This is a genomic window from Jiangella muralis, assembly GCF_001270745.1.
Taxonomy (GTDB): domain Bacteria; phylum Actinomycetota; class Actinomycetes; order Jiangellales; family Jiangellaceae; genus Jiangella; species Jiangella muralis.
In genome coordinates this window covers 280641-304942 of record NZ_KQ434751.1, presented here as the reverse complement: position 1 = coordinate 304942, position 24302 = coordinate 280641, and the positions used below count along the sequence as shown (strand labels likewise).

The window sequence follows — 24302 nt, the reverse complement described above, 5'->3', positions numbered from 1 at the left end:
ATTCGATGACGTGCACCTTCTGCGGCAAGAGCCAGAAGCAGGTGAAGACACTGATCGCGGGGCCGGCCCGCGTCTGCATCTGCGACGAGTGCGTGGAGGTCTGCAACGAGCTGATCGAGGAGGACCCCGCCTTCGACGCCGCGGGCGAGCCGGTCGACCCGCCGAAGCCGCGCGAGATCCACGAGTTCCTCGAGCAGTACGTCATCGGCCAGGACGCGGCCAAGAAGGCGCTCGCGGTCGCCGTCTACAACCACTACAAGCGGGTCCGGGCGCCGGCGTCGGACGTCACGGTGGCGAAGTCGAACATCCTGCTCATCGGCCCGACGGGGTGTGGCAAGACGTACCTCGCGCAGACGCTGGCGAAGCTGCTGAACGTACCGTTCGCCATCGCCGACGCCACCGCGCTGACCGAGGCCGGCTACGTCGGCGAGGACGTCGAGAACATCCTGCTGAAGCTGATCCAGGCGGCCGACTACGACGTGGCCCGGGCCGAGACCGGCATCATCTACATCGACGAGGTCGACAAGATCGCCCGCAAGAGCGAGAACGCGTCGATCACCCGCGACGTGTCCGGCGAGGGCGTGCAGCAGGCGTTGCTGAAGATCCTGGAGGGCACCACGGCCAGCGTGCCGCCGCAGGGCGGGCGGAAGCATCCCGGCCAGGAGTTCATCCAGATCGACACCACGAACGTGCTGTTCATCGTCGCCGGGGCGTTCGCCGGCCTGGATGAGACGATCCGGTCGCGCACCGGGCGGCGCGGTCTGGGCTTCGGCGCCGACCTGGCCCGCCCGGCACCCGGCGGCGACCCGTTCGCCGAGGTGATGCCGGAGGACCTGCTGAAGTTCGGCCTGATCCCGGAGTTCGTCGGCCGCCTCCCGGTCATCACCACCGTCAGCCCGCTGGACCGGGCGGCGCTGATCCGCATCCTGTCCGAGCCGCGCAACGCGCTGGTGAAGCAGTACATGCGGCTGTTCGAGCTGGATCAGGTGGAGCTGGAGTTCACCGACGACGCGATCGAGGCGGTCGCCGATCTCGCGCTGCTGCGTGGCACCGGGGCCCGCGGTCTGCGGGCGATCCTGGAAGAGGTGCTGCTGCACGTCATGTACGAGGTGCCGTCGCGCGACGATGTCGCCCGCGTGGTCATCACCCGCGAGGCGGTCGACGCGAACGTGCTGCCGACCCTGCTGCCACGGGGCCGGGCGGCGGGGCGCCGGCAGCGGCGGGAGAAGTCCGCCTGAACCGCACGGTGTCGCCGGGCCGCAACTGGGCGGCCCGGGACAGGTCGGCCGACGCGACGACGCCGATCACCGGGTAGCCGCCGGTCACCGGGTGGTCGGCCAGGAACAGCACCGGCCGGCCGTTGGGCGGCACCTGCAGCGCGCCGGTCACCATGCCCTCCGGCGGCAACTGGCCGCCGTCGCGGGTGCGCAGCGGCGCGCCGGCCAGCCGCAGGCCGACCCGGTCGCTGTCCGCCGTCACCTCGTAGGCGGTGCCGAACAGGGTCTCCAGCGCCCACGGTGTGAAGCGGTCCGCCCGCGGGCCGGGCAGCACCCGCAGCGTCGCCGGGCCACCCCGCGGTGGCACCGGGGCGACGTCGACGGACGGCTCGCCGTCGTCGTCTCCGGCCAGCGGCAGCAGGTCGCCGGAGCGCAGCGGTGGCGGGCCGATCCGGGCCAGCGAGTCCCACGACCGCGACCCGAGCACCGGCGCGACCCCCAGCCCGCCGCGCACCGCCAGGTACGAGCGCAGCCCGCTGGCCGGCCGCCCGACCCGCAGCAGCTCGCCGGCCCGGACGGCGAACGGCGCGTTGAACGCCGCCGCCCGGTCGCCGGCCCGCACGTCCGCCGTCGCCCCGGTGAGCGCGACCGTCGCCGTCCGCCGGAACCGCACGGCCAGCCCGCCCAGCACGAACTCGATCGCCGCGGCCCGCTCGGCGTTCGCGACCAGCCGGTTCGCCAGCCGGAAGCTGTCCTCGTCCGCCGCGCCGGACCGCCCGACGCCGAGCGCGCCGAGGCCCGGCCGGCCGAGGTCCTCGACGAGCGCCAGCAGGCCCGGCTCGACGATCTCGAGCGCGGGGCCGGCGCCGCTCATGCGAACGCGGCGATCGGGATGCCGTGCGCGGTCAGCACCTCGCGGACCCGGCGCAGCATGCCGACGGCGCCGGGCGTGTCGCCGTGCACGCACAGCGACCGGGCGGCGACGGCGACCGGCTCGCCCTCGATGCTGGTGACCTGTCCGGTGGTGACGATCTGCAGGCACCGGGCCGCGACCTCGTCCGGGTCGGTGACCAGCGCGCCCGGCCGGCGCCGCGACACCAGCCGGCCGTCGGCGTGGTAGGCGCGGTCGCCGAACGCCTCGGCCGCGGTCGGCAGCCCGTGCACGGCGGCGATGCGCAGCACCTCCGAGCCGGGCAGGCCGAGCATCGTCAGCGCCGGGTCGTAGGAGCGGGCGGCGTCGACGACGGCGGCGGCCTGTTCGGCGTCGTGGACGATCACGTTGTAGAGGGCGCCGTGCGGTTTGACGTAGCGGACCCGGGTCCCGGTGACGCGGGCGATGCCGTCCAGCGCGGCCAGCTGGTACAGGACGTCGTCGGCGAGCTGTGTGGCCGGCATGGCGATCTCGCGGCGGCCGAACCCGGCGAGGTCGCGGTACCCGACGTGCGCGCCCACGGTGATGCCGCGGGCGGCCGCCATCTCGCAGACGCCTCGCATGATCGTCGGGTCGCCGCCGTGGAACCCGCAGGCCACGTTCGCGCTGCTCACCACCGCCAGCAGGCCGGCGTCGTCACCCATCGGCCAGGCGCCGAAGCCTTCGCCGAGGTCGCAGTTGAGGTCGATCGAGGTCGTCACGCGGGAGCCTCCGTGAACCGCACCCGGGTGCCCGGCAGCAGCGCCGCCGGGGGCGTGCGGTCGAGGTCCCACAGCACCGCGTCGGTGTGCCCGAGCAGGTGCCAGCCGCCCGGCCCGGACCGCGGGTAGACGCCGGTGTAGCGGTCGGCGATGGCGACCGAGCCGGCCGGGACCCGCGTGCGCGGGGTCTCGCGGCGGGGGAGCACCAGCCGCGGGTCCAGCCCGGTGAGGTAGGCGAAGCCGGGCGCGAACCCGGTGAACGCGACGGTGTACGTGCCGCCCGCGTGCCGGCGCACCACCTCGGCGGCGGACAGCCCGGCCGCGTCGGCGACGGCGTCGACGTCCGGTCCGTCGTACCTGGCCGGGATCTCGACCAGCGGCGGTTCGTCGGTGGCCGGCCGCTCGCCGGGCAGCCGGGCGAGGTCGTCGGTGAGCCGCCGCGCCGACGTCACCCCCGGATCGAACGTGATCAGCAGCGTCTCGGCCGCCGGCACGACGTCGACCAGCCCGGGCGGCTCGTGGTCGCGCAGCGCCGCGTTCAGCGCGAGGACGTCCTCGAGGTCGTCCAGCTCGACCAGGATCGCGTGGTCTCCGCAGGGAAGCACGTGCAACTCGCTGGTGCGCATCGCCTCGCCCCTCCACCCGGCGTCCTCACGGCCATTGAAGGGACGCCGTGCCGATCATGTCAAGGCGCTGCCCGCGCGGCGCTCCAGCAGGACGCAGTCGTGCCAGACGCCGCCGCGCTGCCCGAACCGCTCCCGGACGCCGACGGTGCGGTAGCCGGCCTGGTGGTGCAGCGACAGCCCGGCCCGGTTCGCGCTGAACACCGAGGTCTGCAGCGTCCAGATGCCGGCCCGGTCGGCGGCCGTGACCTGCTGGAACAGCAGCGCCTTGCCGACGCCGCGGCCGCGGTGGGCCCGGTCGACGTACACGGCCGTCTCGCCCACCCCGCGCAGCGGCTCGCGCGGCGACGCGTGCGCGATGGTCGTCCAGCCCACGACCACGCCGTCGGCCTCGGCGACCCAGCGGTGGCCGGGCAGCCAGCGGGCGGACAGCCGGGTGCTCGGCGGCACGGTGGTGTCGAACGACGCGATGCCGGTGTCGAGGCCGTCCTGGTAGATGCGGCGCACGTCCGGCCAGTCCTCCAGTCGCAGCTCCCGCACGACGACGCCCGCGGGCACGTCCTCGGGGTGCCGCGGTCGCGTGGCCAGCGCCCCCATGACGACGTCGGCCATGTGCGGCAGCCCGATGATGCACGCCTCGTTGACGGTGACGCGGGTGAACGGCCCCTGGCGGTCGACGTGGACGAAGCCGAGCTCGGCCAGCCGGCGGACGTGGTGCGAGCAGGTGGACTGGCTGATGCCCAGCCGCTGCGTCAGCTCGCCGACCGTCTGCCCGGCGGGCGACGTCGCGACGGCGTGCAGCAGCCGGACCCGGGTCGGATCGGCCAGGCAGGCGAAGGATTCGGCGAAACGGGCGACGTCATCGGTGGGGAGCAGATCGGGGTGCGCGAGCGTGCCGGCGGTCATGGCAGTGAGCCTATGGAGCCGGATCGCCGCCTGCGTGATGTTCGCGTATCGCTGAGATTTCCTCGGACCGAACTCGGTCAGAACGGCGACCCGTCCGGCCGCCACTCGGTGACCGCGACCTCGCCGCCGTCGACGATGTCGAGGGTGGTCTGGGGTGGGATGGCCGGGAGGTACAGCGACGTGAGCGGCAGCTCGGTGACCGGCGCGCCCGGGCCGGCGGCGAGCAGCACCTCGTAGGTGAGGTCCGGGTTGCCGGCCGTCGGCATCGCGTTCCAGTCCAGCATCGCGACCGCCCGGCCGCCCGGCGCGACGACCACGGGCGGCGCCGCGGCGGACGGGACGACGGTGACGGCGAGCGGCTGCTCGGTGAGGGTGCGGAAGCCGAGCGACGGGTGGCTCGCCAGCGTGCACGGCGCCGGGCCGGTGTTCGTCGCGGCGAGGAAGAGGAACCGCGAGCCGAGCGCGGCGTCGGCTCCGGTCAGCTCCAGCCGCAGCACGGCGGGGTCGCAGGCCGGCGCGGCGGTTCCCGGAGCGGTGGTCTGCCCGCCGCCGCGTGCGTCGGGCGCCGGGCGCCGCGGCACGTCCGCGACCGCCAGCTCGGCCGTCCCGTCCTCCGTCCGGACGACGTCCACCCCGACGCCCTGGACGACGGCGACGTCGGCCACCTTGGCGAGGTCGGACGCGTCGCGCACCCGCACGTCGGCGGCGGTCTCGCCGTCGAACCGGGCCCGCACCACGCCGGGAGTGCCGGCCAGCACGTACGCGTCGCCGACCGGGTCGCCCTGCTCGGGGGCCGGGTACGCCCGCACCGCGATCTCCGCGTCCGCCGGCGTCGCCGGGTGCAGCCAGACCTCCAGCCGCGGCGCCGTCTCGGGCCGGTCCGCGACCAGGGCGTCGACGGTCTCGGCCGCCCAACCGGCGCCCAGGGCCGCGTCGTGGACGAGGTGCACGCGCAGCGTCGAGCCGTCGGGATCGGCGGTGACGTCGTCGACGCCGGGGAGCGCGCGGGCGGCGGCGACGATCGGGTCCTCGCCGCCGGTCGAGGCTGCGTCCTGCCCGCACGCGGCCAGGGCGAGGGCGGCGACGACGGCCAGTAGGGTACGGAACGGCACGGACCGACCCTAATGTCCACGAAGGAGGCGCCGGTGACGGGCTCGCTCGTCCTCGGGCCACTGCTGCGTCACGTCGACCGGACCTCCGCCCTGATCTGGGTCGAGACCGCCCGCCCGGCCACCGTCCGTGTCCTCGACGCGACCGCACAAGCCTCCGGGGGACTGGCGTCAGACCATGCGGCCGGCGACAGTTACACCTTCACCGTCCACGGCCACCACTACGCGCTGGTCGCCGTCGACGGGCTGGAACCCGGCACGTCCACGCCCTACGCCGTCGAGGTGGACGGCGAGAGCGCCTGGCCCGAGCCCGGGTCGCCGTTCCCGCCACCGGTGATCCGCACCCGCGGCGACGGGGGCGTGCGGCTCACCTTCGGCTCCTGCCGGATGAGCGTCCCGCACGACGCGAAGCACGACCGCGTCTACGGGACCGACGCGCTGCGGGCCCTCGCGCTGGCGCTGGCCGCGGCGGACGAGTCGGCCCGGCCGGACGCGCTCGTGCTGCTCGGCGACCAGGTGTACGCCGACGAGACGTCCGACGCGATGCGCGAGTTCATCGCCGGGCGCCGCGACGTCGCCGAGCCGCCCGGCGCCGAGGTCGCCGACTTCGAGGAGTACGCGCACCTGTACCAGCTGGCCTGGACCGACCCGGCGGTGCGCTGGCTGCTGTCGACCGTCCCGGCCGCGATGATCTTCGACGACCACGACATCCGCGACGACTGGAACACCTCACAGGCGTGGCGGGCGACGATGGCCGGGCAGTCGTGGTGGCGGCGCCGCATCACCGGCGGCCTCGCCGCGTACTGGCTGTACCAGCACGTGGGCAACCTGTCGCCGTCGGAGCGGGCCGCGGACCCCGTCCTGGCTCGCGTCCTGGCCGCCGGCGGTGATGCCGGGGAGGTGCTGGACGAGTTCGCCCGGCGGGCCGACCAGGATCCGGCGTCGTACCGGTGGAGCTTCAGCCGCGACCTCGGCCCGGCCCGGCTGGTGATGATCGACTCGCGCTGTGGCCGCGTCCTCGATCCGCGGCGGCGGAGGATCGTCGACGACGCCGAGTGGGACTGGATCGCCGAACAGGTCCGCGACACCGAGCACGTCGAGCACCTGTTCCTCGGCACGTCACTGCCCTACCTGCTGCCACGCGGCCTGCACGACCTCGAGGCCTGGAACGAGGCGACGGCGGGTGGGGCGTGGGGCGGCCGGTTCGCGCGGGCGGCGGAGTCGCTGCGGCAGGCGATCGACCTCGAGCACTGGGCGGCCTTCGACCGCTCGTTCGACGCGATGGCCTCGCTGGTCACGGAGGTGGCGACCGGACCGGACGGGCGGCGGCCGCATACCGTCTCGTTCCTCTCCGGCGACGTGCACTACTCGTACGCGGCGCGGCTGGCGTACCCGGGGCGCACGCCCCGCACCAGCCGGGTGTACCAGCTGGTCTGCTCGCCGGTGCGCAATCCGCTGAGCCGGACGCTGCGCTACCTCAACGGCGCCGCCGCGTTCGCCGTCGCCCGGGTCGCCGGGACCGCGCTGGCCCGGCTGGCGCGAGTACCGAAGCCGTCCGTGCGCTGGTCGATCGAGGCCGGGCCGCGGTTCGACAACGCGCTGGCCACGCTGGAGCTGACCGACGGGTCCGCCCGGGTGCGCTGGGAGACCGGCCGGGTCGACGGCGACACCGCGACGATGTCCGAGGTGCTGTCGGTGACGCTGTGACATCGCTCCGGGGACATCAGGCCGGGGACATCAGGCCGGGACGGTGACGCGCAGCGCGTGCGGCCGCACCGTCCACGTCCGCGCGCCGGCCAGCTCGGCCAGCTCGCCGTCGGCGTTGAGCGGCACCGGCCCGCCCGCGACCGTCACCACCTGCCCGCGCGCCTCGACGACGTCGTGCCGTTCCGGGTGCCGGCCACGGACCAGCGCGGCCGCGAACGCCAGCCGGGCCCGCCACCCGGTCGAGAACGACACGACCACGTCCACCCGGCCGTCGTCCGGCTCCGCCGACGGAGTCACCGGCGCGCCGCCGCCGATGGTGTGGCCGTTGCCGAGCGCGACCATCAGCGCGCGCCGGTCGCCGCCCGCCACCACCTCGCCGTCGACCGTCACGCGCAGCCGCCAGCCACGTGCTGCCGCCCCGGCGACCGCACTGCCCACCGGGTAGGCCAGCCGGCCCAGCCGTGGCTTCAGCGGGACGGCGCGCCGCCCGGCCTCCGCACCGACGCCCAGGTGCACCGCGTTCACCACCACCCCGCCCGCGTCGTCCGTCAGCATGTCGAGGTCGCGCTCCCGCCCGCCCAGCACCACTTCGGCGGCGCGGACCGGATCCAGCGGCAGCCCGAGGGCGCGCGCGAGGTCGTTGCCGGTACCCAGCGGGACCAGCCCGAACGCGAACGGCGGCCGGTCCAGCAGGCCGGCCCGCAGGGCGGTCGCGGCCAGCAGGTGCACGGACCCGTCGCCGCCCAGCACCACCGGCCGGTGCCCGGGGTGGCGCGCCAGCACTGCCGGCAGCGCGTCCGGGTCCAGCTCGGCCACCTCGACGTCGCCGCCCGCCCGCAGCACGCCCAGCGCCGTCTCCACCGCCCCGTCGCGCGCGCCGCCGGCGCGGGTGTTCGTGATGACCAGCAGATTCGGCACCTCCCGATGGTGCCAGGTCCAGATGAGAGCCCTTGTGAGCGACGCCGTCGCTCAGAGACAATCCATCGATGAGGCAGGGGGACGACGGGCCGCTCGACCTCGGCGTGGTGGGCGCGACGCCGGACGAGCCGGATGACGAGCCTCGGCGTGGACACAGCGGCCGGCAGGTCTGGGCCGCCGTCGCGGCGGCGTTCGTCATCGGTGGCGGGCTGGGGCTGTTCGTCGCCGACGCACGCGAGGAAGCCGCCGCCTATACCGAGGTGCGGCTGGTCAGCGGCGCGCTACAGGCGATACCGGACCGGGCGGATGAGGCGTCGCCCGGCCGGATCGAGCTGAGCCTGCTCAACCTCGGCGAGCACGCGGTGGAGATCCTCGGGCTCGAGCTGCCCGGCATGACCGTCCGGCCGGACGAGGAACCCGCCGGGCCGGTCGCCGCACCGCCGGGCGAGTGGGTGAGCGTGAGTCAGGGCGGGCTGATCGCCGACTGCGCCGGTACCGATCCCGGCGGTGCGCCGGTGCGCGTCCGGGTCCGCGACGCCGGCGGTACCGAGCGGCTGGCCGAGATGGGCGCGCTCCCCGACTTCGGCGGCGCGCTGGAGGTGTGGGGGTACGTCTGCCGCGGTCCCGAGCTGGTCGTCCCCTCGACCGGCAGCGGAGCCACGAGCGCGCCCGGCTGGTATCCGCTGACCGGTGCCGCCCAAGCCGAGCTGGTGCTCATGGTCGACCGGGTCTGCGGGAGCACCTCGTGACGTCGCCGGAGGAACCGCTCGACCTCGGCGTGGTGGGCGGCGGGGAGGACCGGGAGCCGCCGGAGCAGCGCGAGCGACCCGATCCGCCCGCGCGCCGTCCGGGCTGGTGGCGCTGGGCTGCCGTCGCCGCGGCGTTCGTGGTCGGCGGGGTGGTCGGGCTGGTGGTCGCGCAGGCCCGCGACGACGCGGGCGGGTACGCGGGGGTGGAGCTGTACGGCGGGCCGGCGCAGCCGGTCTACACCGGGCAGCGCCCGCGCGGCGAGCTGAGCGTCCACCTGCTCAACGCCGGCGACCACGCGGTCGAGATCCTCGGCGTCGAGATCGACGGTACGCCGGCCACCGAGACCGCGGAACCGGTGCCGGCCGACCCGGGCGCCTGGGTGTCGTTCGTGCAGCCCGGCCTCCAGGTCGACTGCGCCGGACCGCTCCCGACCAGCCTGCAGGTGCGCGCCCGCACGGCGTCGGGCGAGGAGCGGCTGGTCGACCTGGCGCCGCCGGACGACTACGAGGGCCTGCGCGGCTTCTGGTACGTCGAGTGCCAGGGTCCGTACCAGTACGGACTGGATCTCCGTGACAGCACGGTGCTCAGCAGCGGCGACGGCGCCGTCGTGCTGCGGCTGGAGCTGGCCAACGGCGGCCTGGACGACCTCCGCCTCGGCGCCGTCACGGCCCGGGCGCCCGGCTTCGGCCTGACCACGGAGGACGCCGCCGGGCTGGTGGTACCGGCCGGCCAGAGCGCCTTCCTCACGACCACGTGGACGGTGACCGACTGCGGCCCGGCGCTGGGCGCGTCCGGCGGGTCGATCGCGGTCCGGACCCTGCACGGCGAGGCCGAGACCGAGCAGATCATCGTGCTGCCCGACTCCGGGTTCACCGCGCTGGCCCGGTTGTCCGGGCAGTCCTGTCCGGCCGCAATCCAGGAATGACGGTGGGGGCGGGCGCGACGAATCGCGGGCGTACGTCGGCGGGCGTACGGCGCGGATCAGCGGCTGAGCGGACGAGCGCGACCACGCCGCACCGCCAGCATCGTCGGCATGAGCATCGACGTCCCGTACCTGAGCACCCCGAGCCGCCCGCTGGACGACCTCGGGCCGCTGCACCGCACGGTCGGCGACGCGGCAGTCGTCGGGCTCGGCGGGTCGGCGCACGGCGCCGGCACCCGGGTGGTCCGCCGCCTCGTCGAGGAGTTGGGCTTCCGGACGATCGCCTGGGAGGAGAGCTGGGGTAGCGGCGTCGTCCTCGACCGGTACGTCCGCGGCGACGGCAGCAGCGCCCGCGACGCCGTCGGGCAGGCGCGACCCGGGCTGCGCGGCCAGGCGATGCTGGACCTCGTCCGGTGGATGCGCGAGTTCAACCGCGGCCGCCCCGGCTGGGACCAGGTCCGGTTCGTCGGCGCCGACGTGCTCGAGCCGCGCATCCTGCAGCACATCGAGCTGCACCAGTTCGTCGCCGCCGCCGCGCCGGACCTGCTGCCGCGGGCACATGAGCTGCTGCTGACGCTGGCGCTGCGCGGCACGCCGCAGGAGCACGCGGCCTGGTACCGGCACCACCTCACCGAGGACGAGCGCCGCCCGCTGGTCGCCGCCGCCCGCGAGCTGCACGAGCTGGTCAGTGACGTCGCCCGGCGCCGGGTCGCCCGCCGCGGCCGTCCGATCGTCGACGCGGACGACGCCGTCCTGCACGCGCTCGCGCTGCTCGGCTTCCACGAGACCGGCTCCGCCGACGCCGTCGCCGGCGACCTGCGCGACCGGTACGTCGCCGCCATCGTCACGGCCTGGCAGCGGCGGACCGGGCACCGCGTCGTCTACAGCGGCCCCGGCGCACGGGTCGCCTCGGTCTAGGCTGCCGGCGCCGGCCGGCGCCGTCGCCGCGAGATCGCGACGCCGACCAGGCTGATGGCGCCGCCGACGAAGCCGAACACCGTCGGGACCTCGCTCAGCAGCGCCCACGACATCAGCACCGACACCGCGGGGACGGCGTACGTCGTGGCGCTCAGCCGGCCGGCGTCCATCCGCTTGAGCGCGTACGCCCAGGTGCTGAACCCGATCGCGGTCGGGGCGAGGCCCAGGTAGACGGCGCCCAGGATCGCTCCGGCCGAAGCGTCGGCCAGCTCCGACACCAGCTGTGGCGTCCACGGCAGCAGCACCGCGGTACCGACGAGGCAGGCCAGCCAGGTGGTGGTCAGGCCGTCGGTGGCCCGCAGCGCGACCTTCTGGATCAGCGCGCCGGCCGAGAAGAGCACCGCCGCCAGCAGGCACAGCGCGATGCCGAGCCAGTCGCGGTCGCCGGTGGAGCCGAGCGAGATGACCGCGACGCCGCTGAGCGCCACCAGCGAGCCGGCGATCAGCGCCCGCGGGAACCCCTCGCCGAGGAACAGCCCGGCGCCGAACGCGATCAGCAGCGGCGCGACGTTCACCAGCAGCGCCGCGGTGCCGGCGTCGACGTGCTGCTCGCCGGCGTTGAGCGCCACGGTGTAGACGGCCAGCCAGAGCACGCCGCAGGCCGCGATCAGCCCGAACGTCCGCCGCGACAGCGGCTGCGGGATGACCCGCCGCCCGCGGGTCGCGACCACGATCGCCGTCAGCGCGACGGACGCCACGGCCAGCCGGATCAGCGCGAGCGGCGCGGCGGACAGGGTGTGGCCGACGTCGCGGATGGCGACGAACGCCGACGACCAGAGCACGACGGTGACGGCGACGGCGATCGCGGCCTTGCGGCTCTCGGAGAGGCGAGGCGGGCGGGCGGCGGGCGCCCGGAGGGTCTGCGTCACCCTGACATGGTGCGGCCCGATGATTCGACAGCACAAGCACGTATTGCTGTCCGACTGTTAAGGGACGCTGTACGATGGCGGGATGCTGGACGTGCCCCGCCTCCGCCTGCTGCGCGCCGTCGTCGCCACCGGCTCCGTCCGGGCCGCCGCCGACGCGCTCGGCTACACCCCGTCCGCCGTCAGCCAGCAGCTGGCCGCGTTGCAGCGCGAGACCGGGCTGCGGCTGTTCGACCGCGCCGGCCGCGGCATCGAGCCGACCGCCGCCGGGCGCACCCTGGCGGCCGAGGCGGAGCCGCTGTTCGAGGCGCTGAGCCGGCTCGACGGGCTGGTCGGCGACCTGCGGGCGGGCCGGGTCGGCAGCCTGTCGATCGGCTACTTCGCCTCCGCCGGCGCGGCCTGGCTGCCGCCCGTCGTCGCCGCGCTGCACGAGGAGTTCCCGGAGCTGCGGCTGGAACTGCGGATGACGGAGATCAAGCTGCCGGACAGTCATGAGCCCGACGTCGACATCTTCGTCGAGCGGCCCGACTGGGAGCCGCCGCTGGGCACCGACGTCCGGCACCTCGTCGACGACCCGTTCGTCGCGGTCGTGCGCGCCGACGACCCGCTGGCCGGACGTGGCGAGGTGCCGCTCGCGGAGCTGGGGGCGCGGCGCTGGATCGACAACGACCTCAACGACGGCGCCTGCCGCCGGGTGCTGCTGCGGGCCTGCGCCGAGGCCGGGTTCTCGCCGGAGTTCGCCGTCGAGACGCACGATTACCACACGGCCATCCCGTTCGTCGCGACCGGCATCGGCGTCACCGTCGTCCCCGGGCTGGGCATCCGCGACCTCCCGGCCGGCGTCACGACGGTGCGCATCGTCGCCCCGACCCCCGTCCGGCGCATCCACGTCGCCGTCCGCAAGTCCGCCGCCCAGCACCCGGCGGCGCAACGCGCCGTCGACCTCCTCAGCGAGGCGGTCGACGGCGCCGCTGCGCGTCGTCACCGATCGGGCAGCCCGGCGATGAACGCCCGCAGGTCCTCGACCAGCACGTCCGGCCGCTCCAGCGACGCGTAGTGCCCGCCGTCGGGGAACTCGGTGTAGCGGACGATGGTGTCGTTGTCGCGGTCGGCGAACGCCCGGATCGTGCGGAAGTCGTCGGCGAAGACCGCGACCCCCGTCGGCGCGTGGTTGACCGCCGGCTCGGCGCCGGAGCGGGCCTCCTCGAAGTGGTACCGCCCGGCCGTCGCCGACGTGTTGGTGAACCAGTACAGCGACACCTCGGCGAGGATCTGGTCGCGGGTGACCAGGCTGGTCCCGTTGCCGAAGGAGTTGAACAGCTCGTTCCAGGCCAGCTGGCCGACGGGGGAGTCCGACACCCCGACCGCCACCGTCTGCGGGCGCGACGCGTTGATCGCGTTGTAGCCGCCGACGGACTGGAACCACTCCAGGTGCTTCAGCCCGGCGTGGTCGGCGGGGGAGAGGTTGGCGAACTCGGCCGGGTCGCCGGACGGGAACGAGAACAGCTGCAGCACATGCAGGCCGAGGAACCCGGGCGGGTTCAGCAGGCCCAGCTCACGCGACACCATGGCGCCGCCGTCGCTGCCGTGCGAGCCGTAGCTCTCGTAGCCGAGGCGGCGCATCAGCGTGTCGTAGCTGCGGGCGACCCGGGCCATCGTCCAGCCGCGGTCCTCGACCGGCGTGCTGAAGCCGAAGCCCGGCATGGACGGGACGACGACGGAGAACGCGTCCTCGGCCTTGCCGCCGTGCGCGACCGGGTCGGTCAGCGGGCCGATCATGTCGAGGAAGTCGAGGAACGAACCGGGGTAGGAGTGCGCGAGCAGCAGCGGCGTCGCGTCCGCCTCGGCCGACGGCACGTGGATGAAGTGGATCGTCTGGCCGTCGATCTCGGTGAGGTAGTGCGGGAAGGCGTTCATCCGCGCCTCCTCGGCCCGCCAGTCGAACCCGTCGCGCCAGTGCTCGACCATCTCGCTCAGGTAGTGGTTCGGCGTGCCGTAGTCCCAGTCGTCGCCGGGGACGGGGCGGGGCAGGCGGGTGCGGACCAGGCGGTCGTGGAGGTCGTCGAGGTCGGCCTGGCCGATGTCGACGCGGAACGGGCGGATCGGTGCGGTGGTGTTCGTCATGACAGTCACGCTACGGGGCTATTAGGCAAGGTATCTTCCTAGTATGACCGGGACCTCCGCACGAATGTTGGCGCTGCTGTCGCTGATGCAGTCGCGGCCCGCCTGGACCGGCAGCGAGCTGGCCGAACGTCTCGGCGTCAGCGCGCGGACCATCCGCTACGACGTCGACCGGCTGCGCGAACTGGGCTACCCGGTCGACGCCGCGCGAGGCCCGGCCGGGCACTACCGGCTCGGCGCCGGCGCCCGGCTGCCGCCGCTCCTGCTGGACGACGAGGAGGCGGTCGCGGTCGCGATTGGGCTGCGGGCCGGCAGCGGCGTCGCCGGCATCGAGGAGAGCAGCGCACGGGCGCTGACCAAACTCGAGCAGGTGCTGCCGCACCGCCTGCGCCGTCAGGTCGCCGCCGTCAACGACGCGCTGTCGCAGGGCCCGGAGAACACCGGCAGCAACGTCGCCGACCCGGTCGTCGACGCGTCCGTGCTGACGACGCTGGCGGCGGCCATCCGCGACCACGAGCAGGTCCGGTTCGGCTACCGCGGCCGCTCCGACACCGCACCGCCCCTCGCCGTCGAGCCGTACCGCCTGGTCAACTGGCAGCGGCACTGGTATCTGGTCGGCCGCGACCCGGCGTCGGGGTGGCATCCGTACCGCGTCGACTGGATGTCGCTGCGCATGCGGACCGGGCGGCGGTTCGCGCCGGCGGTGCTGCCGGGCGGCGACTACACCGCCTTCGTCCTGCGCGAGGTCGCGTCGGCCGGCTGGTCCGTGCACGCCCGCATCACCGTCCTCGCGCCGGCGGCGGACGTGCTGGCCCGCATCAACCCGACGGTCGGCGTGGTCGAATCGGTCGACGACTCCACCTGCGTGCTCGTCACCGGCGCCGACTCGCCGGAGATGATCGCCGTCTACATCGGCATGCTCGGCCTGGACTTCCACGTCACATCGCCGCCCGAGCTGGTCGAGCACCTGCGGGTGCTGGGGGAGCGCTACCGCCGCGCCGTCGCGGCGACCTGACGCCGACGGGCTGATCTTGCTATCCTGTCCGTGATGCCGGTCCCATTGCGGTGGGATTCGGAAGTGAGCCGAGGACCCCGGGGGTATACCCGGACCTCGGCTTCGCGCTTCCTAGCTGAGTCCGAGGCGATGTTCGGTGAGGATCCTGGCCAGCGTGTCTCGGTAGGCGGGCTCCTTCCCCTCGGCGGCACAGATCGCGCCGGCGACGATGTCGGCGGCCCATAGCAACGGCTCGTCCCCGGCTCGCAGGTGACCGATGCGCAGGCCACGTGGGATGACGCGGCGAGCGTGGAATCCGGCGACGACGTCGAGGTCGCGCCGGTCGAGCAGCGGGTTCCGGGACTCCAGCCACACATCGTCGACGCCGGCCGCTGCCAGCTCGAACAGCAGCGTCTCGGCGCACTGACGGCGCGCCCGCTCCTGCCTGCGGGGGTTGACCGGCGTGCCGACGACCACGATGGGCAACACGGGCAGGGCGGCGAGGGATTCCGCCGCTGCCTGTCGTGCGACCGGAAGCCGGTCGCGCCAGTGGAACCGCCGGCCGGGGCGTGGCTCGAGCGCCCGGACGGCGGCGCGTACGGCCGCGGCGTCCGCCCGATCCAGGGCGACGGCCGCGAGCACGTACACGCCGTCGTCGGTGCGGATGGATTCGTCGACGTACGCCAGCCAGCTCACACCTTCTGTGGGTGCGTTCCGCGGGCGGTTCGTGACACCCCGTGAGAAGCTGTGGACGGCCGATCGAGCGACCCACAGGGGGAGGACGGCAGTGCCAAGACGTGTGGTGCGGCTGCGTGACGAGGTACTGTCCGCCGACGGCGAGACGCTGCGGGCGGGGGTCGCGGCCATTCAGGCCGAGCTGGACGTCGCGCCGGAGTTCCCGCCGGAGGTCGAACAGGCGGCGCAGCGGGCCGCGAAGAGCCCCCGCCTCCCGGACCTCGACCGCACCGACCTGCCGTTCGTCACCATCGACCCGGCGACGGCGATGGACCTCGACCAGGCGCTGCACATCGAGCGCGACGGCGACGGGTACACCGTCCACTACGCCATCGCCGACGTCGGCGCGTTCGTCAGCCCCGGCGACCCGCTGGACGAGGAAGCGCACCGGCGCGGCGAGACGCTGTACGGCGCCGACTCGAAGGTGCCGCTGTACCCGAAGGCGCTGTCCGAGGACGCCGCGTCGCTGCTGGCCGACCAGGTGCGCCCGGCGCTGCTGTGGACCATCGAGCTGGACGGCGACGGCGGCACGGTCGCGGGCCGGGTCGAGCGGGCCAGGGTGCGCAGCCGCGCGAAGCTGTCGTACGCCGAGGTGCAGGAGCAGCTCGACAACGGCACCGCCGACCCGGTCTTCAGCCTGCTGAAAGAGGTCGGCGAGCGGCGCCTGGCCCAGGAGGCCGAGCGCGGCGGCGTCTCGCTGCCGCTGCCCGAGCAGGAGGTCCGCATCGACGGCGAGCACTGGTCGCTGGCGTTCCGGCAGCAGCATCCGGTCGAGCAGTGGAACGCGCAGATCTCGCTGCTGACGGGCATGACGGCGGCCGCGTTCATGGTCACGGCGAAGACCGGGCTGCTGCGCACGCTGGCCCCGGCCGACCCGCGCGACGTCGAGCGGCTGCGGCGGACGGCGCGGGCGTTGCGCATCGACTGGCCGGAGACCGAGAGCTACCCCGAGTTCGTCCGCTCGCTCGACCCCGCCACCTCCAGCCACGCGGCGATGCTGGTCGCGTGCACCCGGCTGCTGCGCGGCTCCGGCTACGTCGGGTTCGCCGGCGAACTGCCCGAGCACACCGGCCACTCCGCCATCGCCGCCGACTACGCGCACGTGACGGCGCCGCTGCGGCGGCTGGTCGACCGGTACGCGGGGGAGATCTGCGTCGCGCTGAGCGCGGGCGACGCGGTGCCGGGCTGGGTGATCGACCGTCTCGGCGAGCTGCCGAAGACCATGCAGGGCTCCACCCGCCGGGCCAACCAGTACGAGCGCGCCGTCCTCGACCTGGTCGAGGCGGCCGTCCTGCAGGAGTACGTCGGCGAGAGCTTCGACGGCGTCGTCGTCGAGGTCGACGACCGCGACCAGCGCAAGGGCGACGTCACGATCCGCGAGCCCGCGGTCGAGGCGCCGATCCGCGACCAGGGCGGCCTCCCGCTCGGCACCGACGTCCGCGCCCGCCTGACCGCCGCCGATCCGCAGACCCGCACCATCCGCTTCGAACTCGCGTAGAACCCCTGTCGAGTTCACAACGGTTGTCATCAGACAGGTGTCGGATGACATTGCACTGGGCCGCCACTAGCGTCCGAGCATCCCCGCCCTCGAGGAGGACCGCTCATGGCCCAGCGCCGACACCGGACCAGAGCCGGCGCGGCACTCGCCGCCGCCGGCGTCTGTACCGCCGCACTGCTCACCGCCGCCAACGGCGCCGCCAGCGCCGCGCCCGCACCGGCCCCGGCGCCCGCTCCCGCCGAGCCGACGTTCGTCGACGGGCTGGCGCAGCCGGTCTTCACCGGACCGTTCATCCAGCACGAGCTCTGGGTCGAGACGGAGTTCGACACCGACGGCGACGGCGAGCTGGACCGCATGCACGTCGACGTCACCCGCCCGGCCGAGACGGACGGCGCCGGCCTCGAGGTGCCGGTCGTGTACGAGTCCAGCCCGTACTACTCGGGCACAGCGAGCACGAACAGCAAGTTCTTCTGGAACGTCAACGTCGAACTGGGCGCGCAGCCGCCGCTGCGCATGTCACCGGACGACCTCCCGGACGCGGCCCGCGCGCCGGGCGGCACCAGCCCGCGCATCTCGTCCAGCCTGATCAACACGTGGGTGCCGCGCGGCTTCGCCGTCGTCCACTCCGAGTCGCCGGGCAGCGGCCTGTCGGACGGCTGCCCGACGGTCGGCGGGCCGAACGAGTCGCTGGCGCCGAAGGCGGTCGTCGACTGGCTGAATGGCCGGGCCCGCGGCTTCACCAGCGCCGACGGCGATGAGGAGGTGTCGGCGTACTGGTCGACCGGCCGGGTCGGCATGACCGGCACGTCGTACAACGGGACGCTGCCGCTGGCCGCCGCGACCACCGGCGTCGACGGCCTCGAGGTGATCATCCCGGTTGCGCCGAACACGTCGTACTACCACTACTACCGGTCCAACGGCCTGGTGCGCAGCCCGGGCGGCTGGCTCGGCGAGGACGTCGACTACCTCTTCGACTACATCAACAGCGGCGACCTGGAGAAGCGGCAGTACTGCCGCGACACCGTCCGCGACGTCATGCAGGCCGAGCACGACCGCGGCAGCGGCGACTACAACGACTTCTGGGCCGGCCGCGACTACCTGAACCAGCTCGACGACGTGCGCGCGGCGGTGCTGATGGCGCACGCGTTCAACGACTGGAACGTCGTGCCGGAGCACAGCGTCCGCATCTCCGAGGCGCTGGAGGCCAAGGGCGTCACCGTCCACGAGTACTTCCACCAGGGCGGACACGGCGGCAACCCGCCGCTGGACATGATGAACCGCTGGTTCTCGCAGTACCTGTACGGGCAGCCCAACGCCATCGAGGACGACACGGACACCGCGTTCATCGTCCGCAACGAGCTCGGCGGCAGCACGGTGACCCCGTACGCCGACTACCCGAACCCGGCGGCCTCCACCGCGACGCTGAACCTGCGGGCCGGCGGCGCGACGGCGGGCGAACTGACGTCGCTGGCGCTGGCCGACGACGCCACGGAGACGCTGGTCGACGCCGGGACGAACGCCTGCAACGCGGGCCTGCTGGCGACGACGAACTCGGCGAACCGGCTGCTGTACACCACGCCGACGCTGACGGAGAACGTCCACCTGTCCGGCACGACGGAGGTGACGGTGCGCCTGGCCGCCTCGAAGGCGCGGGCCAACCTGACCGTCGCGCTGGTGAAGCTGCCGTGGACCGGCGACTCCGGTTGCGCGTCGAGCACCCAGCGCTCCACCACCAGCGTCATCACCCGCGGCTGGGCCGACCCGCTGAACCGTGACTCGCTCACCGAGGAGAAGCCGCTCACGCCTGGGCAGTTCGTCGACGTGACGGTGCCGCTGCAGCCGGACGACCAGGTGATCCCGGCCGGTTCGCAGATCGGGCTGATGATCTGGTCGACCGACTCGGAGTTCACGCTGCGCCCGCAGCCGGGCACCGAACTGTCCGTCGACCTCGGCGGCACGACGGTCGAGCTGCCGGTCGTCGGCGGCCCGCTGGCGCTGCCGATCTGCGGTGCCGAGGACACCCGCGCGACCGTCGTCATCGACGGCGTCGACACCGGCGTGCCGAACCACGGCCTGGCCGGCACCTGTACCGTCAACGACCACGTCCTCGACGACCAGGACTGGGCCAACCACGGCGCGTTCGTCCGGCACACGACCGAGCTGGCCGACCAGCTGGTCGCGGCCGGCCTGATCAGTGGTCGCGAGCGGGGTCTGCTCGTTCGTACGGCCGCGCAGTCGGGCGTCGAGTAGCACCGCGGCGGGGCGCCCCTTCCCGGGGCGGCCCGCCTCTGTGCGTCACCGGTTGACGGTGATCTCCGGGCTGGTGATCTGCTGGTTCACGCTCTCCAGGTACACGACCTGCGTGCTCAGCTTCTTCGCCGACGACGGAAACCGCACCGGCAGCTCGAGGACGCGGCCCAGCTCGTCCGCCGTCGCCTCGCCGACCAGCACGTCCTGGCCGCGCTCGACGTTGCGGACGTAGACATTCACCGTCTCGCCCGGCTCGTAGCCCCAGGCCGAGACGTTGACCGTCCCCTTGAAGTCCACGGCCGTCGCGTCGGCCGCGACCTGCTCGCCGACGGTGTTCTCCGGCGTGCGGATCTCCTGGACGGCGCGCTCGCCCGCGTCGTTCTTGCGGATGGTGACGCCGTCGTGGTGCTCACCGTTGGCGTAGCGCGCCTCGTAGGTGATGCTGTCCGCGGTGACGTCGATCATCTGGTAGAGCTGCATGTCCTGGCCGATGGACATCTGGTCGGCGCCGTTGTCGACCCAGTTGCTGTCGACGGCGTCGTACATCTTGCCGCCCGACACCGAGGTCGCGTAGACGGTGCTGTCGTGGACGGTCACCGACCGGCGCGAGGCGGTGGTGCTGCCGCGGCCGTAGGTGTGGTCGTGGCCCTGCAGGACGAGGTCCACGCCGTACCGCTCGAACAGCGGGCCCCACTGGTTGCGGACGACCGGGTTGTTGCGGCCGGACGCGACCGAGTAGACCGGGTGGTGGAACGTCACGACGGTCCACTTGTTCGGGTTGTCCGCCAGTTGCTGCTCCAGCCACGCGGTCTGCGCGGCCATGATCGGCGTCTGGCTCTGGACGTTGGTGTTCAGGCCGATGAAGCGGACGCCCTGGTAGTCGACCGAGTAGACGGTGTTGCGCAGGGCGGCGTTGGTGGCGTCGTCGCCGAAGTCCGGGCCGTTCTCCGGGTTCGGGAACGTCGGCTGCCAGAACGTCGACAGCTGGCCACCGCTGTACTCGTGGTTGCCGGTGACCGAGATGTTGTTCACCTGGCTGTTGATGAAGCCGTCGGCGGCGTGCCACTGACCCCACTCGAGCTCGCTGTTGGCCGTGTTGACGAGGTCGCCGGCGTTGACGATGACCTTCGCCTCCGGGCGGTCGGCGAAGGCCTGCCGGAACACCCGCGGGCCCGCGGAGTCGATGTAGTTCTGCATGTCCCCGTAGTAGATGAACGAGAACGGCTCGAACCCGGCGGCGGCCGTGGTGAAGTCGATCCACTCGCTCCAGTTGACGCCGTCGCCGACGCGGTAGGTGTAGCGGGTGTCCGGCTCCAGGGCGGTGAACTCCACCTCGTGATAGATCGAGGCGTAGCCCAGGCTGGTGTTGACCGGGTTGGTCGAGCCGGCCATGACGGTGCGCACGGCGCCGTCCGCGGGCCGCACGTCGCCGAGGGCGATCGGGGCCTTCAGGATCTGCGCCTGCGCGTACTCGCCGCCGGCTTCGGAACGCCAGGTCACCTTCTGCGAAGTGGCCGGGGTCGCCGTCGGGACCAGGATGACCCGGTCCGGCAGCGCCGACGGCTCGTACACCTCGGCGTCGGGCACCTTGACCGGGGGCTCGCTGTCCGCACCGACTGCGGCCGGTACGGCGATCAGGCCGCCACCCAGCAGCGCGGCGCCGATGGCGGCACCGGCCGCACGGCGGGAGCCGAACGGCCCGCGCTTCCTCACGTCACTCACGTTGAGTCTCCTCCCAGGACACTCTCGGGGACCGCCGGCGGGGTCGCGCGGCGGTCTCCTCGATTCATCCCAGACCAGTCGGAAACGGTGAGAACGGGCAGGTCACGGCAGGCTGTCCCGGCGATGAACAACTGAAAACGATTCTCTTGCTGCGACGGGGTCGCACCGGTCGACGGCTGATGGCCACGGCCGGGCGGCCCGGCGGGCACCCGTCCGTCATGTGGCGTTCATCCGGAGCTGCCTACGCTTCGGCCGTGCCCGCGCCGTCCGCCTGCCGTCCGCTCGCTCTCGTCGTCGTCCTCGCCGTGGCGGCCTGCGGCGGGCCGGCCCACAAGGACGACGCGTTCGTCGACGCCGGCGTGACGGGCCTGCTGGACATCGAGCTGACCGAGTGCTTCTCCGACCCCGAGTACTCCCAGTTCGCCGGCGAGGACGTCGTCGTCTACCTTCCGTGCGACGAGGGCGCCGACAACCAGTCGTTCATGTTCGTCCAGGCCCCCGACGGCCCCTGGGACCGCGCCGCCGTCGCCGAGCTGGGCTGGGACGAGTGCGGCCGTGGGTTCGAGCAGCAGTGGACCAGCCAGGACGAGTCCGGCCTCGACTACTACCCGATCCTCCCGACGCCCGAGACCTGGGCCGACGGCGACCGCGCCGTCATGTGCGCGGTGTACGACCCGGACGGCCGGCTGGAGGACTCGGTCCTTCCCGCCGCCGACGGCGTCAGCCAGTAGGCGTGCGCCGTTGCCCCGAGGAGAGGGTGCGTCTCCGTCGGCCGGTCCTCGCGTTGGCCGGTCGATCGTGCGCCCGGGTCTGCCGCGTCCGCCGTGGTCCGCACGTTGGCCGTCCCCCTGCTGCCCATTTTCTTAGCCGCGTGACCGCGCCTCAAGCGGACCCATGGGGCGCTTCGCGCGACGGGTGACCGCTTGACCCGCGGTCCCGCGGCCAAGAACGGGCAGCTATCAGGGGGACGGGGGCAGTCTGGGCACACCTCGCCGTGCACTGCCGTGGTCCCGATTTCGCCGGGGTGGCCACTTCACGCGGGGCGGGTGCACCTCACTCGCGCCGGCACCACACAACCGCCGCCGACGAGCGTCATTCGGTGCTATGGCGGGGGAGGGGCCCGCCACGCGAGTGACGTCGACGATCTGGGCCGTCTTCGATGGCCAGAATCGTCCAACGGCGCCCGGAACACGACTCTCGCCATCGAGGACGTCGGCGGGAGTCGAGGACGACCGAACGGTGCACCGGCAGGAACGGCCAACGGACATCGGCCAACCGTTCGCCCGGGCGGGCGGTGCCCGCACTTCCCCGTCCCGCTGATCGCCAGTCATGCCGCCCCTCCAGCGAGGGTGGCCACCCTAGAGGGCGGGCACCGAATGGACGCTCAGCCGCACGGTCGGCAACTCGCCGGTCGTTGTCGCTGCCGGCCCCTAATGTGGGCCTATGACCATCGACCAGCCTCGACCCTTCGCTCCGCGGGCCACCGCTGCGGAGCTCGACGATCTGCGCGCCCGGCTGCGGGCCACGCGCTGGCCCGATGTCCCCGAGGACGCCGGCTGGTCGCTCGGCACCGACGTCGGCTACCTGCGCGAGCTGGTCGCGTACTGGGCCGAGGAGTTCGACTGGCCGGCGCAGGAGGCGGCGCTGGCCCAGCTGCCGCGGTTCCGGGTGTCCGTCGACGGGCTGGGCATCCACTACGTGCACGCCCGCGCCGTCGCGCCGTCCGGGCCGGTGCTGCCGCTGGTGCTCACCCACGGCTGGCCCGACTCCTTCTGGCGGTACACGAAGGTGGTCCCGCTGCTCACCGATCCCGCCGCCCACGGCGCCGATCCCGCCGACGCGTTCGACGTGGTGGTGCCCGACGTGCCGGGGTTCGGCTACTCCGACCGCCCTCCCGTCCCGCTCGACTCCGTCGCCGTCGCCGGGCTGTGGGCGCGGCTGATGAGCGCTGCGGGGTACCAGCGCTTCGGCGCCGCCGGCGGCGACCTCGGCAGTCACATCACCCGCTACCTCGCGCTCGACCACCCCGATCGCGTCGTCGCGGTGCACCGCACCGACGCCGGCCTGCCGGTGTTCACCGGCGACCCGGCCGACCTCACGCCGTCCGAGCGCGACTGGATGCGCGGCGCCGCCGCCTGGGGCGCCACCGAGGGCGCATACGCGGTCATGCAGCGCACGAAGCCGCAGACCGCGGCGGCCGGGCTGATGGACTCGCCGGCCGGGCTCGCCGCCTGGATCGTCGAGAAACTGTGTGCCTGGAGCGACTGCGACGGCGACGTGGAGCGGCGGTTCACCAAGGACGAGATCCTCACCAACCTCACGATCTACTGGCTCACCGGCACCATCGGCTCGTCCATGCGCATGTACCACGCCAACGCCGCCATCCCGCCGGCGCAACTGACCCGCCGGGTCGAGGTCCCGTCCGGCTTCTCCATCTTCCAGGGCGACGTCGTCCGGCCGCCGCGGGCCTGGCTCGACCGCACCGCCGACGTCGTCCGAGCCACCGAGCCGCCCCGCGGCGGCCACTTCGCGGCGTTCGAGGAGCCGGAACTGTACGCCCAGGAGCTGCGCGAGTTCTTCCGCCCGTTCCGCGGCTGAGCGCGCCGACTGCCGCAAGGACGGCCGATGTCGAAGACCCGTCCCCGGCTCCGACCTACGAGCATGACCACCACACAGAAGCTCCGCGTCCACACGTACTCCGTGTCCGTCGACGGCTACGGCGCCGGCCCGGGGCAGAGTCCCCGCGACCCGCTCGGCGTCGGCGGCGAACGGCTGCACGACTGGGTCGTGCAGACCAAGACGTTCCACGCGATGACTGGTGAGGACGGCGGCAGTACCGGCGTCGACGACGAGTACGCCCAGCACCTGTGGCGCAACGTCGGCGCCACGATCATGGGCCGCAACATGTTCGGCCCGGTGCGAGGGCCGTGGCCGGACGACGCCTGGACCGGGTGGTGGGGCCCGAACCCGCCATACCACCACGCGACGTTCGTGCTCACCCACCACCCTCGCCCGTCCGTCGAGATGGAGGGCGGCACCACGTTCCACTTCGTCACAGACGGCATCGAGGCGGCCCGGGAGCGGGCACTCGACGCGGCGGGCGGGCGGGACGTCATCGTCGCGGGTGGCGCGTCGACGATCCGGCAGTACCTGCGGGCCGGGCTGATCGACGAGGTGGAGATCGCCATCGCACCGGTGCTGCTGGGCGGCGGCGAGCGGCTGTTCGACGACGGCGTGGGCGTGCCGGGCTACACCTGCACGGGCTTCACCGCCGGCGAGAACGCCGTGCACGCGCGGTTCGAGCGCGGTCCCGCCTGACCGGCGTCGGCGGGCCGGGGCACGCTCGTATGCTTC

Annotated in this window: 22 protein-coding genes; 12 read left to right on the top strand and 10 right to left on the bottom strand. The window is 73.7% G+C overall.

The features are described from left to right. Positions 1 to 5: 5 nt before the first annotated feature. Positions 6 to 1238, top strand: coding sequence for an ATP-dependent Clp protease ATP-binding subunit ClpX (gene clpX, locus ACW62_RS01370; RefSeq protein ID WP_053202279.1), 1233 nt, complete (start codon positions 6 to 8; stop codon positions 1236 to 1238). Here clpX and ACW62_RS01365 read toward each other — a convergent pair. From ACW62_RS01365 to ACW62_RS01345, 5 genes are all read right to left on the bottom strand, one after another. After that, a complete protein-coding gene (locus ACW62_RS01365) occupies positions 1144 to 2091 on the bottom strand; it encodes a 5-oxoprolinase subunit C family protein (protein WP_083459005.1) in 948 nt (315 codons plus the stop codon). The genes clpX and ACW62_RS01365 overlap by 95 nt on opposite strands. Beyond that, a complete protein-coding gene (locus ACW62_RS01360) occupies positions 2088 to 2849 on the bottom strand; it encodes a LamB/YcsF family protein (protein ID WP_053202278.1) in 762 nt (253 codons plus the stop codon). Before ACW62_RS01360 ends, ACW62_RS01365 begins: the two co-directional genes overlap by 4 nt. Continuing rightward, positions 2846 to 3475, bottom strand: a complete 630-nt coding sequence (locus tag ACW62_RS01355) for a 5-oxoprolinase subunit B family protein (RefSeq protein ID WP_205629066.1) — start codon at positions 3473 to 3475, stop codon at positions 2846 to 2848. Before ACW62_RS01355 ends, ACW62_RS01360 begins: the two co-directional genes overlap by 4 nt. Positions 3476 to 3529: 54 nt before the next feature. After that, a complete protein-coding gene (locus ACW62_RS01350; RefSeq protein ID WP_053202277.1) occupies positions 3530 to 4378 on the bottom strand; it encodes a helix-turn-helix domain-containing GNAT family N-acetyltransferase in 849 nt (282 codons plus the stop codon). A 77-nt stretch (positions 4379 to 4455) separates the two neighbouring features. Beyond that, entirely contained in the window at positions 4456 to 5490 is a 1035-nt protein-coding gene (locus tag ACW62_RS01345; RefSeq protein ID WP_053202276.1) for a DUF4232 domain-containing protein, read from the bottom strand. A 33-nt stretch (positions 5491 to 5523) separates the two neighbouring features. On the opposite strand from ACW62_RS01345, the gene ACW62_RS01340 reads away from it, so the two are divergent. Further along, a complete protein-coding gene (locus ACW62_RS01340) occupies positions 5524 to 7194 on the top strand; it encodes an alkaline phosphatase D family protein (protein WP_205629065.1) in 1671 nt (556 codons plus the stop codon). Between the two features lie 30 nt (positions 7195 to 7224). On the opposite strand, the gene ACW62_RS01335 is transcribed toward ACW62_RS01340, so the two are convergent. Next, the gene (locus tag ACW62_RS01335; protein ID WP_083459003.1) at positions 7225 to 8112 is read right to left on the bottom strand and encodes a diacylglycerol/lipid kinase family protein; all 888 of its coding nucleotides are present in this window, start codon (positions 8110 to 8112) and stop codon (positions 7225 to 7227) included. A 68-nt stretch (positions 8113 to 8180) separates the two neighbouring features. On the opposite strand from ACW62_RS01335, the gene ACW62_RS01330 reads away from it, so the two are divergent. The 3 genes from ACW62_RS01330 to ACW62_RS01320 all read left to right on the top strand — a co-directional run bounded on the left by ACW62_RS01330 (position 8181) and on the right by ACW62_RS01320 (position 10702). After that, positions 8181 to 8861, top strand: a complete 681-nt coding sequence (locus tag ACW62_RS01330; protein WP_053202274.1) for a hypothetical protein — start codon at positions 8181 to 8183, stop codon at positions 8859 to 8861. Continuing rightward, positions 8858 to 9787: a hypothetical protein gene (locus ACW62_RS01325; protein WP_053202273.1), complete on the top strand. Its 930-nt coding sequence runs from the start codon at positions 8858 to 8860 to the stop codon at positions 9785 to 9787. Before ACW62_RS01330 ends, ACW62_RS01325 begins: the two co-directional genes overlap by 4 nt. Before the next feature lie 108 nt (positions 9788 to 9895). Beyond that, the gene (locus ACW62_RS01320) at positions 9896 to 10702 is read left to right on the top strand and encodes an erythromycin esterase family protein (protein ID WP_053202272.1); all 807 of its coding nucleotides are present in this window, start codon (positions 9896 to 9898) and stop codon (positions 10700 to 10702) included. On the opposite strand, the gene ACW62_RS01315 is transcribed toward ACW62_RS01320, so the two are convergent. Beyond that, positions 10699 to 11631: a DMT family transporter gene (locus tag ACW62_RS01315; protein WP_053202271.1), complete on the bottom strand. Its 933-nt coding sequence runs from the start codon at positions 11629 to 11631 to the stop codon at positions 10699 to 10701. The two genes, ACW62_RS01320 and ACW62_RS01315, sit on opposite strands and share 4 nt — an antisense overlap. Positions 11632 to 11713: 82 nt before the next feature. Here ACW62_RS01315 and ACW62_RS01310 point away from each other — a divergent pair, with 82 nt between their 5' ends. Beyond that, positions 11714 to 12685, top strand: coding sequence for a LysR family transcriptional regulator (locus ACW62_RS01310; RefSeq protein WP_083459001.1), 972 nt, complete (start codon positions 11714 to 11716; stop codon positions 12683 to 12685). On the opposite strand, the gene ACW62_RS01305 is transcribed toward ACW62_RS01310, so the two are convergent. Then, positions 12610 to 13752, bottom strand: coding sequence for an epoxide hydrolase family protein (locus ACW62_RS01305; RefSeq protein WP_053202270.1), 1143 nt, complete (start codon positions 13750 to 13752; stop codon positions 12610 to 12612). The two genes, ACW62_RS01310 and ACW62_RS01305, sit on opposite strands and share 76 nt — an antisense overlap. 43 nt (positions 13753 to 13795) lie before the next feature. On the opposite strand from ACW62_RS01305, the gene ACW62_RS01300 reads away from it, so the two are divergent. Continuing rightward, the gene (locus ACW62_RS01300) at positions 13796 to 14764 is read left to right on the top strand and encodes a helix-turn-helix transcriptional regulator (protein ID WP_053202269.1); all 969 of its coding nucleotides are present in this window, start codon (positions 13796 to 13798) and stop codon (positions 14762 to 14764) included. A gap of 111 nt (positions 14765 to 14875) precedes the next feature. Here the strand turns inward: ACW62_RS01300 and ACW62_RS01295 are convergent, their stop codons facing one another. Continuing rightward, complete coding sequence (locus ACW62_RS01295; protein WP_053202268.1) at positions 14876 to 15439, bottom strand: hypothetical protein; 564 nt, start codon at positions 15437 to 15439, stop codon at positions 14876 to 14878. A gap of 91 nt (positions 15440 to 15530) precedes the next feature. On the opposite strand from ACW62_RS01295, the gene ACW62_RS01290 reads away from it, so the two are divergent. Further along, a complete protein-coding gene (locus tag ACW62_RS01290; RefSeq protein WP_205629064.1) occupies positions 15531 to 16976 on the top strand; it encodes an RNB domain-containing ribonuclease in 1446 nt (481 codons plus the stop codon). A 105-nt stretch (positions 16977 to 17081) separates the two neighbouring features. Beyond that, positions 17082 to 19226 (top strand): Xaa-Pro dipeptidyl-peptidase, encoded by a 2145-nt coding sequence (locus tag ACW62_RS01285; RefSeq protein ID WP_053202267.1) that lies wholly within the window; start codon positions 17082 to 17084, stop codon positions 19224 to 19226. Positions 19227 to 19271: 45 nt separating this feature from the next. Here the strand turns inward: ACW62_RS01285 and ACW62_RS01280 are convergent, their stop codons facing one another. Next, positions 19272 to 20948, bottom strand: coding sequence for a purple acid phosphatase family protein (locus ACW62_RS01280; RefSeq protein WP_083458998.1), 1677 nt, complete (start codon positions 20946 to 20948; stop codon positions 19272 to 19274). A 254-nt stretch (positions 20949 to 21202) separates the two neighbouring features. Between ACW62_RS01280 and ACW62_RS01275 the strand changes: the two genes are divergently transcribed. From ACW62_RS01275 to ACW62_RS01265, 3 genes are all read left to right on the top strand, one after another. Further along, on the top strand, positions 21203 to 21679 hold the full coding sequence (locus tag ACW62_RS01275; RefSeq protein ID WP_157574279.1) for a hypothetical protein: 477 nt from the start codon (positions 21203 to 21205) through the stop codon (positions 21677 to 21679). Between the two features lie 712 nt (positions 21680 to 22391). After that, positions 22392 to 23546, top strand: coding sequence for an epoxide hydrolase family protein (locus ACW62_RS01270; protein WP_053202264.1), 1155 nt, complete (start codon positions 22392 to 22394; stop codon positions 23544 to 23546). 63 nt (positions 23547 to 23609) lie between these two features. Then, the gene (locus ACW62_RS01265) at positions 23610 to 24266 is read left to right on the top strand and encodes a dihydrofolate reductase family protein (protein WP_053202263.1); all 657 of its coding nucleotides are present in this window, start codon (positions 23610 to 23612) and stop codon (positions 24264 to 24266) included. Positions 24267 to 24302: the final 36 nt, after the last annotated feature.